This window comes from Oceanobacter antarcticus (genome assembly GCF_044962685.1).
GTDB classification, from domain to species: domain Bacteria; phylum Pseudomonadota; class Gammaproteobacteria; order Pseudomonadales; family Oceanobacteraceae; genus Oceanobacter; species Oceanobacter antarcticus.
Map to the genome: position 1 here is coordinate 41,133 of NZ_JBBKTX010000015.1, position 15,142 is coordinate 56,274.

Here is a 15,142-nt window from a genome sequence, read left to right on the forward strand (position 1 = left end):
GGCATCAAAACTTTTCTCAGGCTCCCGTTATGTACCAAGCGGTTAGCAAGACCGTCTGTAATTGACCGCTTGGCATCCGCATCGGCCTGCATTATGGTGCCTTACAGTAGCGGCCAAATGGCGGCGATCAAGCATACCCATACCCCAGTGGTTGTACAAATTTGAAAACAACGAGTAGACGTCTGGCTGTAACTATGTATTTGAGACTATCAAAAGCGCTTTCGTCATTGCTGTTATTGACAGTAATTTTTACTTCAACAGCTGCTATCGCCGCTCTTCAGGACGTCAGTCCCGGAACGCCCTTTACGCCGTTGGAACCGACCAGAGAACAGGCCGTTACCACCCAGCAAATACTCAATAATTTGCTGCGCGGTCATTATGAGCTTCAGCGGCTTGACGACCGTTTGTCGAGCAAGATATTTGACCTCTATTTGGAAGATCTCGACGGCACGCGCAGCTATCTGCTCGCCGGCGATGTGCAGTCATTCGAAAAATATCGCAAACAGTTTGACGACGTGCTGATGCGCGGAGACCTGACAGTTCCTTTCTTTATCTACAACCGGTTACAACAGCGGGTCAATGAACGCCTGACTTTTATGCTCTCTGAACTGTCAGAACGGGCAGCAGAATACCACTTTGACAACGATGAACGACTGAATCTTGATCGCGAAAACGCCCCCTGGGCGACATCAGCCATTGAGCTGGATGACCTGTGGCGCAAGCGCTTGAAAAATTCGATTCTGAATCTCACCATGAGCGGCAAGGATCACAAGGCAGCCCTCGAGCTGTTACAAAAACGCTATCAAAACCAGCTCAACCGGATTCATCAAAACAAACCGGAAGATGCCTACCAGGCAGTGATGAATGCGGTAACACGGGCGTTTGACCCCCATACCCAGTATTTTTCTCCCCGTAACACCGAGAATTTCAACATCAATATGAGCCTGTCGTTACAGGGAATTGGTGCGGTATTACAAGGCGAAGATGAATACACCAAGGTTGTGCGACTGGTGCCAGCTGGCCCCGCTGACAAAGCCAAAAACTTGCACCCCGCTGACAAAATTGTCGGGGTTGGCCAAAACCGGGATGGTAGCATCACCGACGTCATTGGCTGGCGGCTGGACGAGGTGGTTGATCTTATTCGTGGGCCCAAGGGCACCACGGTGCGCCTTGAAGTCATCCCGTCCGACAGCGTCGGCAACGATACCAAGGTGATTGCCATTGTCCGTGACGAAGTCAAACTGGAAGAGCAGTCGGCACAAAAAGAGCTGCTGATTATCAAGGGCGACGACGGCAAGGATCATCGTATCGGTGTTATTGATATTCCTACATTTTACATCGATTTTCAGGGTCGTATGGAAAATCGCCCTGACTACAAGAGCACAACCCGCGATGTCGCTCGTCTGATCAAAGAGTTGCGCCTGGAGGGTATCGAAGGCTTGATTATCGACTTGCGCAATAATGGCGGTGGCTCACTGGAAGAATCGATCAGTCTGACCGGCCTGTTTATCCCTCAGGGTCCGGTCGTTCAGGTACGCAGCACCCGTGGCAATGTCGAAGTGCTACCGGATGAAGATCCAACCGTACTTTATGATGGCGCGCTGGTCGTACTGGTCAACCGCCTCAGCGCATCGGCCTCCGAAATTTTTGCCGGTGCCATTCAGGATTACGGCCGCGGCATTGTGGTCGGCGGCCAAACCTTTGGTAAAGGCACCGTCCAGTCACTACGTCCCCTGCGCCACGGCCAGCTCAAAATCACCCAGGCAAAATTCTATCGCGTGTCTGGCCAGAGCACACAACATCAGGGGGTTATTCCTGACGTACTGTTTCCCTCGTTATTCGATACCGACAAGATTGGAGAAAGTGCTCTGGAAGAAGCTCTACCATGGGATGAAATCCGCCCTGCCAAATACGCTGCTGACGAACAAATTCGCACCAGTGTCGTAGCACTGCGGCAAAAACACCAACAGCGTGTTCAGACCGATCCTGACTTTATTTTTCTGCGCGAGCAAAAGGCGCTGATCGAAGAGATGCGCAAACAGACCGAAATATCCCTGAACGAAAAAACTCGCGAGTCTGAACGCCAGGATAATGATCAGAAACGTCTCGACCTGGAAAATAAACGCCGTAAGGCCAAAGGGATGGTACTGCTCACCAAACTGGAAGATGAAAGCAACCCTCAGGCCGCAAAACCGGAAACTGACGACCCTGAAGGGATCAAAAAAGAAGAGGATGATGCCCTGCTCACTGAATCAGGCCATATCCTGCTCGACTTTACGGAACTCAATCTTCAGCGCCAGGCCGCACGTTAGTTCGCTACTGGCGAACAGACCAAGAGTGCTTCGTTGAGCACTTCACAAAAAAGCCCGATATCCTCACGGTATCGGGCTTTTTTTACTTTGCCATCTGAGCCAAACAGTCTGGATGCTACTGAGCAGCCAACAGTGCCACCGCTTCTGCTACCGCAACCCCGGCAAAAATCAAGGTGGCATAACGCCAGAAACACACCGGATCACGGGTCAGCAATGAGCGACGCAAATGCATTCCGACCAATTGCTCATTCGGTCGATACAGGTCTTCACGCAGCTCCGAAAACGCCTGATAGCGCTCGTTGGTATGCGCGGATGTGGCCTTCTGCAGCACCAGATCCAACCACAGAGGAATATCAGGACGATGACCCCGGATACTCTGATAACGCCACTCTGACGAAGAACGAGCACCGTGCTCCTTCACTCGATCAAGCCGGAAAGGCGTTTGCCCTGCCAGCATTTCATAAATAATGACTCCCAGTGCAAACAGATCGCTCTGGGCACTGTATTCCTGTTCCAGCAAAATCTCTGGTGCCTGATAAATAACCGAATCATAAACCGGCCAATTTTTCAGCGCCGGGAGCTCACGACTGATAATAGCGCCCAAATCAACCAACTTGACCCCGCCATCCTGCCCCACCAGCACATTGTCTGGAGTCAGGTTACGATAAATCAAACCGGTGCGCTGCAAGGCCCGTAATCCATGGATAATTTGCTCAACAATCAAGCGTACCTGGTTTATTTCCGCACCGGGGTTATCGAACATCCATTGACGCAGGGAAACACCATCAACCCACTCAAAGATATGATAGTTGTAACGTGATTCTTCCTGAGGCAGTGCACGAATCACATTACGATGATTAATACGTTCAGCAACCCATTGCTCGCGAGCAAAACATTCCAGGTAATCGCTATTTTCCTGTATCCCCATCGCCGGGGCTTTCAGCACATAGAGACGACCATTCCGCTTGTTAACAACCTGGTAAGTAATACTGGAAACACTGGACTCTATAATGTGATTGATCTGGTAATGATCGATACTCTCACCAGCAGACAATACGGCCGGAATATGGCGTTCAGAAACCTGCGGGCCGGACTCCTGCAAACTTTCATCTGGCAACTGACGAACTCGCAAGATCACACTGGTTCCGTTACCGTCACTGCCCGCATCAATCGCCTGACTGACCAGCGTCGAGCACACCGCTTCAACATCAGCCTGGCTACTCTCTGGCCGTATTCCATTCAAGGCATCCACCATCGCCTTGCGTGACACAAAGGAATGAACCCCATCCGTCGTCAGCAGAAAGACATCCCCCTGATGAACATCACGCTGGAAATAGTCGACCTCAATATGGCTGTCCATCCCCAGTGAGCGTGAAAGGTAAGTATTACCACCACCTTCATGCACATGATCACGGGTTATTTGCTCCAGGCTGTTGCCACTCCAAAGATACACCCGGCTATCGCCAACGTGAAAAAAATGTGCCGTACTGCCGTGAACCAAGACGCAACTAAAAGTCGTCACCAGCCCGTTGTTCTTGGAAGAAGCCTGTTTGCCATGGTGATACAACCAACTGTTAAGCGAGGTTAACACCTTGCTGGCTGAGCGCTTCACATCCCAGCTATCGGGGGTACTGTAATAATCGTGAAGAAAATGCGTCACACTGGTGGAGCTGGCCTGTTGGGCATTTGCGGTACTGCTGGCACCGTCGGCAATACAGGCACCGACACCCTTGAAGCGAATTACGCCTGGGTCTGGCTGAAATACCGCAAACGCATCCTGATTATCGTCTCTTCCACCTGAAGCGGAAAACCCTCCGAACTGAATATCTAGAGCTATTGTCATTATTAAGTATCTTTGTCTGATCGCTGATCGTTACACCATCCGAGTGTACGCAAAGCATACATGGACAATAATCCTCCTTGCTACCGCAAAAAAGGCTGATTCGCCTATTCGGGCGACAAATAAGGCGTTAATAAAGAATGCGCGGCTGCCTGGTGCAGGGGCCCATGCCGATAGGGAAACTCATGGTTTTTGACACAACGTAGTCGGGGTTGAACACATGGACATGCCTGAAAAATGGAATAACAGGTTAACAAACACCTATTTTCAGATTATTTTCGCAGTGATTGCAACGCCAAAAGACAGTCGGCCGCCGAGCATGGAAACTTGTCCGTTCTGATGCAAAGTCATTCAGAAACAAGGCCAATGAGCTACCTGACTCAGGGTGACAAGACTATCAGTTTGGATTACAAAAACAACAGGAATACAGCACAAGCAGAAAAAGGAACCACCCGGGCCACAGACCGATGAAGGAAAACTGAGGGGGAAGCCGGGTAGCCCAAAACATAGCCGCCGTTTAAATTTCAGTGCGAAATTCAAAAAATGGCTTTAAGCGATAAAACAGTTCAGGAGCATCCTTGCTCCCTTAAATCAAACAACGATACTTGAAAAATCAGCTGGCAAGTTCAACCAGCCCGGCTTCAACGCGAGCACGATAGGCTTTTACCGCTGCTTCGGTATCTTCCAGGCATTCGCCAGTCGCCAGATCAAAGTGCTGTTTGTACAGCGGCGAAGCCACTACATAGCGATCACCGATAGAGCCAACAATACCACGCGACAGAACATTCGCCTTGCCGATTGGATCGTAGTTGCCGATAGCAAATACCTGATCGCTACCTCCCAGACGAAACAGGGCAACCTGTTCGCCATTATGCAAGGCACAGACACCGGTATCTGGAGCGATATCGGTCAACGCACATACTTGAGTCCACTGAGTCATGATGTTTTTCCTTATTTGCCAGAGTTCAAATCAACAAGTTCAATACGCTCAACGTCAGTTGCCGGACGACGCTGACCGCGCTCACGTACATAGAGCAGGTTATCGTCTGCGGCATCCGCGTTGATGTAATGCTGGAAACGCTTCATTTTCTCAGGGCTTTCGATCGTCGTCTTCCACTCGCACTGGTAAGTACCCACCACCTTGGTCATACCGTTTTCCAGTTCTTCACCAATGGACAGCTTGTCGTTGATAACAACGTCTTTCAAATAATCCAGACCACCGTCAAGGTTTTCCATCCATACCGATGTCCGCTGCAGACGATCTGCGGTACGGACATAAAACATCAGCACACGGTCGATATAACGAATCAGGGTTTCATCATCCAACTCAGTAGCAAACAGATCCGCATGACGAGGACGCATACCACCGTTACCACAAACGTACAGATTCCAGCCCTTCTCTGTGGCAATAACACCGATATCCTTGGACTGGGCTTCTGCACATTCACGGGTACAACCCGACACACCGAACTTGATCTTGTGTGGTGAACGCAAACCCTTGTAACGATCCTCCAAAGCAATCGCCATGGAAACCGAGTCCAGCACGCCGTAACGACACCAGGTGGAGCCAACACAAGACTTCACGGTACGCAGCGACTTGCCATAGGCGTGTCCGGTTTCGAAACCGGCAGCCACCAGCTTTTTCCAGATTTCTGGCAACTGATGCAACTGCGCACCAAACAGATCGATCCGCTGACCACCAGTAATCTTGGTGTACAAGTCGTAGTCGCGACCGATCTCGCCCAGCACAATCAGTTTTTCAGGGGTAATTTCACCACCAGCAACACGCGGTACAATGGAATAAGTACCGTCTTTCTGCATGTTACCCAAGAATATATCGTTGGTATCCTGCAGACCGATGTGCTCATCTTTCAGAATATATTCGTTATTGAAAGACGCCAGAATCGACGCCAGAGCAGGTTTGCAGATTTCACAACCATGGCCCTTGCCGTGACCGTCAATCACCTGTTTAAACGTGGTGTATTCCTGTACCCGGACGATGTCGGCCAGCTCGGCACGGGTATAAGCGAAGTGCTCACAAATATCGGTATTAACCTCAACACCCAACGCTTCCAGTTCCGCATCCATGACCTGTTTAACCAGGGCAGCACAACCGCCGCAACCGGTTGACGCCAGGGTTGTGGACTTGATGTCCCCCATGGTGCAGCAACCACCCTGCACCGCTGCACTGATATCGCCCTTGGTGACATCAAAACAGGAACAAATTTGGGCGGTTTCCGGCAACGATGACACACCCAGCCCAACTGGCTCCTGACCATCCATCGACGGCAAGATCAGCGCCGCCGGGTTGCCAGGAATATCCATATCGTTGAGCATCAGCTGCAACAAAGTACCGTAGGCTTCAGAATCTCCTACCAGCACCGCACCCAGCAGTTTTTTGCCGTCAGCAGAAACAATCAGACGCTTGTAAACTTCAGCAACATCATCATTGAATATATAACTGTGGGAGCCGGCGGTACGACCATGGGCATCACCGATAGAGGCTACTTCAACACCCAGTAATTTCAACTTGGTGCTCATATCCGCACCCTGAAAAGCCGTTTTCGCGGGCTCGTGGGTAATCAGACTGCTAACAATATGGCCAACAGTTACTTTGGCCATATTGTAGCCAGGCGCTACCAGACCGTAGATTTTATTATCCCACAGGGCACATTCACCGATGGCATAAATATCTTCATTTGAAGTCTGGCAGTAATCATTGATCACGATGCCGCCACGCTCACCAATTTCCAGACTGAATTGGCGCGCCAGCTCGTCTTGTGGACGAATACCGGCAGAAAACAGGATCATGTCGGTTTCCAGGAAGGAACCGTCGACAAAGTTCATGCGGTAACGGCATTCTTCACCGGCGACAATCTCTTTGGTGTTCTTTTCGGTATGCACCTGAACACCCAGGTTTTCAATCTTGCGACGCAGCAGCTTGCCGCCGCCTTCGTCCAGCTGCACCGCCATCAGCCGTGGCGCAAATTCCACCACATGAGTTTCCAGACCAGCAGCCTTCAAGGCATTGGCGGCTTCCAGACCCAGCAAACCACCGCCCACAACAACGCCTGTCTTACTGACTTTGGCAGCCGTAGAAATCGCTTCAAGGTCTTCAATGGTGCGGTAAACCAGACAGTGTTGCTGGTCTTTACCGGGAATGGGAGGGACAAAAGGATAAGAACCCGTTGCCAATACCAGCTTGTCATAGCCTTCTTTGCGGCCACTCGCAGTGGTAATGGTTTTTTCGTGGGTATTAATATCTACGACTTTGTCGTTCAGTGTGTAAATAACACCCTGAGACTGGTATTCAGATTCGGTTGTTAATGCAAGGTCTTCAGCGGTAGAGCCGGAGAAATACTTGCTCAGCTGCACCCGGTCATAAGCCAGACGAGGTTCTTCTGAGAAGGTAATAATATCAAATTCGGAGGAGTGTTCTGATGTGGCCAGCGTATTGATGAAATTGTGGCCTACCATGCCGTTGCCAACAACGACGACGCGTTTCTTGCTCATGAAGGAATCTCTCTATCTAGTCATACGGATGTTTATCTCCTGTGTGCGTCGTTGCTCTGACCCGTCTCTTGCTCCATTGCAAGAGAAGGCATCGGTGTATTTACAGCAATTACAATGCCAACTCGCATAATTAACGAATACGTGGAATCAAAACACGCTAGATACAGAGTAAAGCCACCTCACCGGGTGATAGCCCCAGGTCATACAATGCCGCCACATCCGTGCTGGTTCAGCCCATATACAGGAATCAATCAAGGATGACTGAATATTTATCGCCAACGACGGATGGTGGCGGCCAAAAAACGACCACCAGTTAAAATACTGAATAATTGCACCACAAAAAAACAAAACCTATTCAATTGGCACCAATATCGAGCATAAAAATAAAAGTGAGTAATGACACCCTCCGGCTTCGATGAATAATTAACCAAACTGGCGCTTCTCAATGGCAGTCACGCACAGGATCGTTGTACCTGCGGCACATCGCTGCCGACGCAGCGATCAATGTCCAGACATATAACCGCACCACACCGGTCTGCATGCCTGAGGGCAAGGGTGCTGCCGATGATTCCGTTACAAGACGCGAACTAACCACAGCAACTTCGCAGCGACCGATCAACAACCTGGAAGGTCATGCAAGTCTTCCCTTACTTGCATCCGGGCGCGATGTTCAGCGGCGACCCAGACAACCAGACAACCCAAAATCCCTATCGGTGCAGCTATTTGGCACTTTTCTTGTATGGTTTTAATCAGAATTTGTCGATGTCCAGGCTCGGCAATGTGTTTTACCGATACCAACGCGGGTATCGTCAGCTGTTTTAGTGTTGTGCAAAACAGAGCATTGGCGCTCACTGATTTATATCAGTGGGCGCTTTTTTTTTGCGTTTTGGAAAGCCCCTTATGAACCAGACAGAGACAAAGAACCGGACCACTCAAACGACTTGCCCCTATTGTGGTGTTGGTTGCGGCGTGACCGTCAATCAGGACAGCCAAGGGTTAGCACCGGTGTCTGGCGACCAGCAGCACCCTGCAAACTTCGGCCGTCTCTGTGTCAAGGGTTCCTCTCTCCACGAAACCGTCGATCACGTCGATCGCTTGCTCTACCCAACCGTGTTGGGCAAGCGCAGTTCGTGGGAGAGCAGTCTCAACCTGGTGGCCGACAAGATGCAGCAAGTCATTCAGGAATATGGGCCGGAAGCCGTCGCGATCTATGCTGCCGGACAGATTCTGACGGAAGATTATTACGTTGCCAACAAACTGATGAAGGGCTTTATCGGCAGCAGCAACCTGGATACCAATTCCCGCCTGTGTATGGCATCCGCCGTTGTCGCCCACAAGCGGGCCTTTGGTTCAGACACGGTACCCGGCTGCTACGAAGACCTTGAAGAAGCCGATCTGTTAATTCTGATAGGCAGTAATGCTGCGTGGGCGCATCCGATCCTGTTTCAACGAATGGCGGCGGCAAAACAGGCGCGGCCCGACATGAAGGTGGTGGTTATTGACCCGCGCCGAACCGCCACCTCCGACCTGGCCGATCTGCAGCTGTCGATTCGTCCTGGCAGTGATGCTTTTTTGTTTAATGTCCTGCTCTGCTGGCTCGATCACAGCAATGCCCTCGATCACGACTTTATCGCTAACCACTCGGAAGGATTTGAGCAAACACTGCAGGCAGCGCGCGCCAGCACCCCTCAATCCCTGCAAGAGTGTGCCCAGCAACTGGATGTTGACGAAGATGACCTGCAGACATTTTTTCAATGGTTTACTGCGACAGATAAAACCGTCAGCGTCTTTTCCCAAGGCATTAACCAAAGCAGCACCGGAGTCGACAAAGGCAACGCCATTATCAATGCCCACCTCGCTACCGGACGCATTGGCAAACCCGGCGCAACGCCGTTCTCTGTCACCGGACAACCCAATGCGATGGGTGGACGTGAAGTCGGCGGCCTGGCCAATCAACTGGCGGCTCATATGGACTTTTCTGGCCGTGAAGTGGATCGGGTTCGTCGTTTCTGGAATGCGCCCCGAGTCGTCACTCGTCCGGGCCTCAAAGCCATCGACATGTTTGATGCCATCAAACGTGGTGAAATCAAATTCCTCTGGATCATCTCCACCAACCCGCTGGTCAGCATGCCCGACGCCGACGATGTCAAGGTGGCACTGGCGAAGTGTGAACTGGTGGTAGTATCCGACTGTATGGCCAACACCGACACCACTGCAGCCGCCCATGTGTTATTGCCAGCGGCCAGCTGGGGAGAAAAAAACGGCACCGTCACCAACTCAGAACGTTGCATCTCCCGCCAGCGCAGTTTTTTAAGCCCCGCCGGAGAAGCCAAACCGGACTGGTGGATACTGTCCCAGGTCGCCCAGCGCCTGGGCTTTGGCGAAGCGTTTGACTACCAGCACCCGGCCGATATCTTTGACGAATACAGCCGCATGACCGGATTTGAAAACCAGGGCGAGCGCGACCTGGATATCTCCGGCCTGAGCGGCCTCAACCACGACCAATACGATGCCATGGCACCGGTACAGTGGCCGGTCAACAGCCAGTACCCACAGGGCCGCCAGCGCTTTTTTGATGACCACCGTTTTTACACCCCGAGCCAAAAAGCCCAGTTTATTGCTATAAAACCGGAGCTACCTGCTCCACGCAGCCAGGATGGCAGCCTGATCATGAATACCGGCCGGGTGCGGGATCACTGGCATACCATGACTCGTACGGCCAAATCGGCCCGACTGGCACAACACATTCGTGAGCCATACGTCGACATTCATCCAGACGATGCCCGGCGCCTGTTGTTAGCCGATGGCAGTCTTGCCCGCGTGAGTAACGGTCGTGGTGAAATCCTGCTGCGTGCGCAGATCACCACCAACCAGCGGCCGGGAGAAATTTTTGTCCCCATGCACTGGACCAGCCGCTATGCCAGCGCAGCACGCATGGGTGCCTTGATCGACAAGAGTTGTGATCCTTTTTCCGGCCAGCCGGAACTGAAATACACCGGAGTTGAAGCAGAACCTTTCCCAACAGCCTGGCAGGGCATGATACTCAGCCGCAGCGACCTAGGAGCGATTCCTTGTGACTACTGGGTTTATGGCCTGAATGATGGCTGTCACGGCTACGAAATCAGTGGCAATCAGCCGCTCGACAGCCTGCAGCAATGGGCGCAACAGATCCTGCCGGATGCCGAATGGCTGACACTGCTCGACCCGGATACACACCATATGCGCTTGCTGGCCATTGTTGATCAGCAGTTAGAGCTGGTGCTGTTTGTTCATCAAGACCAGGCCATAGGCACTCGTCAGTGGTTAATTGAACAATTTGCCCAGACCAGCCTGACAACCTCAGAACGTAAAGCCCTACTGGCTGGTCGACCACTGGAAGGCGTTGTCGACCACGGCCGCATGGTCTGCTCTTGTTTTGGTATTGGCGAAAACACCATTCGCGCAGCCGTTCGTAATGGCTGTGACGCTGTCGACACACTGGGTGAGACACTCAAGTGTGGCACCAACTGTGGTAGCTGCGTACCGGAGTTAAAAACCATTATCCGCCAAGAAACAGAATTGGCTTAAAATAGCCAAAAAAGTGTCAAAAGATTGTCTGGAAAGACCTATTTTCGGACAATCGCCATTACTTGAAATATAAAAGTGTTATCTACTTCACACTATGACAAACATCTCTATCAGGATGACGTGATGGATATCAAGCTACTCAAGCTCAGTGACACCGTTCTGACGGCGATTCAAATCCTGAAGTTACAGGTCGAGTTACAAGACGGCCACTCAATACGGGCCAATCGCACGGTAGAAGAACTGATTGAGCTGATCGAAAAAGCACTGGAATCCCGTTCCAGTCAGGTTTATCAAGCCCTGATACGTCTGGTTAGCCTGCTGACCGACAAACAGATTATATTTTTCGAAACCCTGAGCGTAGACTTCAGTCCACTGCGACACTGGGCAAAGGCACAGCAAGCGCAACAACAAAATCTCCAGCGTAGCAACCGCAGAAGCCTGTTTTCAACCAGCGCCGTATCTGCCACAACGAAGGTCTGATGGAGGACAATTCTGTCATAAAAAAACGCTGTGCTATAAAAAGCAAGCGAGACAGAGATAGATAAAAAGCGCGATAGCTAAAGCGGTGAGGTTGGGAGTTATAGATGAGATCGGTGAATCCAGCATGAACATCCCAGCCAGAACCGATCGCATTACATGTATTTTTTTAACACCAGCAAGCGATTATTGGCAGGCATCGCAATATCCTTGATCAACCGCAGCTTTTCCTTGCGCGCCGCCAGTACGATTTGCTCAAAATCCTTGATACCCGCTTCCGGGTCAATATCAGCCTTGAGCCAGGCATCCAGCGCTTTGTTACCATCACTGGTAAACTTGCCACCATAATTGAACGGCCCATACAGAAACACCAGACCGGCAATGCGTAATACCCGACCAATACCCGACATCATCGAACGGACTTTTGGCCAGCCGACGTAATGAACCACATTGGCAGAAAACACCGCATCCACCTGTTTGACCGGCCACAAATCCTGCGAGACATCCAACACCAATGGCGGCAGAAAATTATCCCGCCCGGCCCGCAGACGCCAGGCATTAATTGACGCAATACGGGCAGCCATCTCTGAAGGTTGCCAAGTGATATCCGGCATACGCTCACTGATAAAGGCGGCGTGCTGCCCGGTGCCGCTACCAATTTCGAGTACCACAGAATGCTTCGGCAATTCCTGGGTCAAGACATCACAGATAGGTTGCTGATTGCGCAAGCAGGCCTCCGAAACTGGTAGCTCCGAATCCTGTGCAATTTGAAATTCCGGCAGAATATTCACCCGGTTCATAGCGGTTCCTGTTGTCCGACGGGACAATCCTCAGTCTTGCTGGCGGCAGAGTATGTCACAGCCACAGGTCAGCAGAAATAGTGCCGCTTCGAAATAGCGCTATATTTCTTGCGCGTCATTTTCTCCACAAACTCAGGCTCAGGCAAATTGCCGCCAGCCCGCCCAGCCAGTAGAATCAGGGGCGATTTTTTCGATTAATAAACCGGATTTGAACTAGCCCCATGCGCGCAACCGAATTTTTACTCGCCACAGAGAAAGAAACCCCTGCCGATGCCGTTGTTGTCAGCCATCAATTGATGCTGCGGTCAGGCATGATTCGCAAACTGGCCGCCGGTTTATACACCTGGATGCCGTTGGGGTTACGCACCCTGCGCAAAGTCGAAGCCATTGTGCGCCAGGAAATGAACAAAGCCGGTGCCCAGGAAGTGCTGATGCCCGCCGTGCAGCCAGCCGAACTGTGGGAAGAAACCGGCCGCTGGTTTCAGTACGGTGGTGAACTGCTGCGCGTCAAAGACCGCCACAATCGCGATTTCTGCATTGGACCGACTCACGAAGAAGTCATTACCGACCTGGCTCGCAACCAGCTGAGCAGCTACAAACAGCTACCGGTTACCCTGTACCAGATTCAGACCAAATTCCGTGACGAAACCCGCCCACGGTTTGGCGTTATGCGGGCGCGCGAATTTATCATGAAGGATGCCTACTCCTTCCACCTGAATGAAGCCAGCCTGGAACAAACCTACCAGAACATGCACGTCGCCTACTCCGCCATCTTCACGCGTCTGGGCCTGGATTTCCGTCCGGTATGGGCCGATACCGGCTCCATTGGTGGTGCCAAATCCCACGAATTCCACGTGCTGGCCGAGTCTGGCGAAGACGATATCGCCTTCTCTACCGACAGCGACTACGCCGCCAACGTCGAACTGGCAGAAGCTGTGGCTCCTACGGGCGAGCGCCCTGCCCCAACGGCAGACATGCAGATCGTCGACACCCCGGCTGCCAAAACCATTGCCGATCTGGTTGAGCAACATGGCATTGCCATCGAAAAAACTATCAAAACCCTGATCGTTCACGGCGAGTCCGACGACAAAGGCAACTACGAACTGGTCGCCCTGATGGTACGTGGCGACCATGAACTGAACGAGCTAAAAGCTGCAAAAATCGATGGCATTGCCTCTCCATTCGAATTTGCCAGCGAAGCAGAAATACGCCCGATCGTTGGTGCCGGCCCAGGCTCGATCGGCCCGGTCGGCCTGACACTGCGAATCATTGCCGACCACGCCCTGCGTATCAGCTCAGACTTCGGTGCCGGAGCCAACGAAGACGGCAAACACTACTTCGGCATCAACTGGGAGCGCGACCTGCCGCTGCCGGAATTTGCCGATCTGCGTAACGTGGTTGCTGGCGACCCAAGCCCTTGCGGCGCAGGCACACTGGAAATCAAACGAGGCATAGAAGTCGGCCATATATTCCAGCTCGGCACCAAGTACTCCGAAGCCATGAAAGCCACCGTACTGAATGAAAACGGCAAAGACAGCACACTGGTCATGGGTTGCTATGGCATTGGTATCAGCCGAGTGGTCGCCGCTGCCATCGAACAGAACAACGATGAAAACGGCATCATCTGGCCCGATGCGATTGCACCCTTCCACATTGGTATCGTACCGATGAACTACCACCGTTCAGAAGCCGTACAGCAAGCCACTGAAACACTGTACGCCGAACTGACCGCAGCGGGCTACGACGTCTACCTTGATGATCGCGACAAAAAAACCAGCCCCGGAGTAAAGTTCGCCGACATGGAGCTGATGGGCTTTCCACACCGTATCGTGCTGTCAGACCGAGGTCTGGAAGCGGGAACCGTGGAATACAAGGCGCGCAGCTCTGACGACAAACAAGACATCGCCCTGGATGAACTGATGACTTTCCTGCAACACAAGGTGTCATGCTAAACAGCAAGGCACCTGCCCTGCTGCTGACCGTCATACTGGGTGGCCATTGTGCCCCCGGTATGGCGGAAGCCATGCCCAATCACGATCCGGAATTGCGGGTCGCGTTGCTTGGTGCCGTTTCCACCGCAGAGTCCTTCCCCGACCGCTTTGATGCCGAAGTCTGGCTGATGGATATGCAATCCCGACTCGACGGCATGAAATGGATCAAACTGAAAAACCAGCGTGAGCGGCTGGAATTCCTGCGTTTGGTGCATCACGAAGCCAGCCGCGCCGGTATTTCACCGGAAATGGTCTTAGCCGTGATCCAGGTTGAAAGCGCCTTTGACCGTTTTGCCGTTTCTCGTGTCGGTGCCCGAGGCTATATGCAGATCATGCCGTTCTGGAAAAACGAGATCGGCCGCAGCGCTGACAACCTGATGCATACGCCGACCAACCTGCGTTATGGCTGCACCATACTGCGTCATTACCTCGACAAGGAAAATGGCAACTGGATCCGCGCCCTCGCCCGTTACAACGGCAGTCTCGGCAGGACGGTGTATCCTGAAAAAGTCATGTCCGCCTGGGAGAAATACTGGTTTGTGAACTACTGAACATAGGCCATCAATCACAAAAACCAGTCCCATCACAGCGACACTATCCAGTCACAAGATCCAACCTTGATACGACTCGTGATACAACACC

9 protein-coding genes are annotated in these 15,142 nt (G+C 52.0%); 5 read left to right on the forward strand and 4 right to left on the reverse strand.

Annotated features, from left to right (window positions below):
• Positions 1-194: 194 nt before the first annotated feature.
• Positions 195-2,312, forward strand: a complete 2,118-nt coding sequence (locus WG929_RS12890; RefSeq protein ID WP_416206349.1) for a carboxy terminal-processing peptidase — start codon at positions 195-197, stop codon at positions 2,310-2,312.
• Between the two features lie 115 nt (positions 2,313-2,427).
• On the opposite strand, the gene WG929_RS12895 is transcribed toward WG929_RS12890, so the two are convergent.
• The 3 genes from WG929_RS12895 to nirB form a co-directional block, all read right to left on the reverse strand.
• Positions 2,428-4,155 carry a bifunctional protein-serine/threonine kinase/phosphatase gene (locus tag WG929_RS12895; RefSeq protein WP_416206350.1) on the reverse strand — a complete coding sequence of 576 codons (1,728 nt, stop codon included), beginning with the start codon at positions 4,153-4,155 and terminating at the stop codon, positions 2,428-2,430.
• A 610-nt stretch (positions 4,156-4,765) separates the two neighbouring features.
• Positions 4,766-5,092, reverse strand: a complete 327-nt coding sequence (gene nirD / locus WG929_RS12900) for a nitrite reductase small subunit NirD (protein WP_416206351.1) — start codon at positions 5,090-5,092, stop codon at positions 4,766-4,768.
• Positions 5,093-5,103: 11 nt separating this feature from the next.
• Positions 5,104-7,665 carry a nitrite reductase large subunit NirB gene (nirB, locus tag WG929_RS12905; protein WP_416206352.1) on the reverse strand — a complete coding sequence of 854 codons (2,562 nt, stop codon included), beginning with the start codon at positions 7,663-7,665 and terminating at the stop codon, positions 5,104-5,106.
• Positions 7,666-8,565: 900 nt separating this feature from the next.
• Here nirB and WG929_RS12910 point away from each other — a divergent pair.
• Positions 8,566-11,232 carry a nitrate reductase gene (locus tag WG929_RS12910; protein WP_416206353.1) on the forward strand — a complete coding sequence of 889 codons (2,667 nt, stop codon included), beginning with the start codon at positions 8,566-8,568 and terminating at the stop codon, positions 11,230-11,232.
• A 75-nt stretch (positions 11,233-11,307) separates the two neighbouring features.
• Positions 11,308-11,712, forward strand: a complete 405-nt coding sequence (locus tag WG929_RS12915) for a hypothetical protein (protein ID WP_416206354.1) — start codon at positions 11,308-11,310, stop codon at positions 11,710-11,712.
• Between the two features lie 152 nt (positions 11,713-11,864).
• On the opposite strand, the gene WG929_RS12920 is transcribed toward WG929_RS12915, so the two are convergent.
• Positions 11,865-12,509: a DUF938 domain-containing protein gene (locus WG929_RS12920; protein ID WP_416206355.1), complete on the reverse strand. Its 645-nt coding sequence runs from the start codon at positions 12,507-12,509 to the stop codon at positions 11,865-11,867.
• Positions 12,510-12,730: 221 nt separating this feature from the next.
• On the opposite strand from WG929_RS12920, the gene WG929_RS12925 reads away from it, so the two are divergent.
• Together WG929_RS12925 and WG929_RS12930 are read left to right on the forward strand one after the other, a co-directional pair.
• A complete protein-coding gene (locus tag WG929_RS12925) occupies positions 12,731-14,461 on the forward strand; it encodes a proline--tRNA ligase (RefSeq protein WP_416206356.1) in 1,731 nt (576 codons plus the stop codon).
• Positions 14,455-15,051: a lytic transglycosylase domain-containing protein gene (locus tag WG929_RS12930; protein ID WP_416206357.1), complete on the forward strand. Its 597-nt coding sequence runs from the start codon at positions 14,455-14,457 to the stop codon at positions 15,049-15,051. The genes WG929_RS12925 and WG929_RS12930 overlap by 7 nt, the downstream gene beginning before the upstream one ends.
• Positions 15,052-15,142: the final 91 nt, after the last annotated feature.

What these genes read in the sequence shown, in the direction of transcription:
- WG929_RS12890 (WP_416206349.1), top strand. Translation starts at nt 195, where the DNA reads ATGTATTTGAGACTATCAAAAGCGCTTTCGTCATTGCTGTTATTGACA.
- WG929_RS12895 (WP_416206350.1), bottom strand. Translation starts at nt 4,155, where the DNA reads ATGACAATAGCTCTAGATATTCAGTTCGGAGGGTTTTCCGCTTCAGGT.
- nirD (WP_416206351.1), bottom strand. Translation starts at nt 5,092, where the DNA reads ATGACTCAGTGGACTCAAGTATGTGCGTTGACCGATATCGCTCCAGAT.
- nirB (WP_416206352.1), bottom strand. Translation starts at nt 7,665, where the DNA reads ATGAGCAAGAAACGCGTCGTCGTTGTTGGCAACGGCATGGTAGGCCAC.
- WG929_RS12910 (WP_416206353.1), top strand. Translation starts at nt 8,566, where the DNA reads ATGAACCAGACAGAGACAAAGAACCGGACCACTCAAACGACTTGCCCC.
- WG929_RS12920 (WP_416206355.1), bottom strand. Translation starts at nt 12,509, where the DNA reads ATGAACCGGGTGAATATTCTGCCGGAATTTCAAATTGCACAGGATTCG.
- WG929_RS12925 (WP_416206356.1), top strand. Translation starts at nt 12,731, where the DNA reads ATGCGCGCAACCGAATTTTTACTCGCCACAGAGAAAGAAACCCCTGCC.
- WG929_RS12930 (WP_416206357.1), top strand. Translation starts at nt 14,455, where the DNA reads ATGCTAAACAGCAAGGCACCTGCCCTGCTGCTGACCGTCATACTGGGT.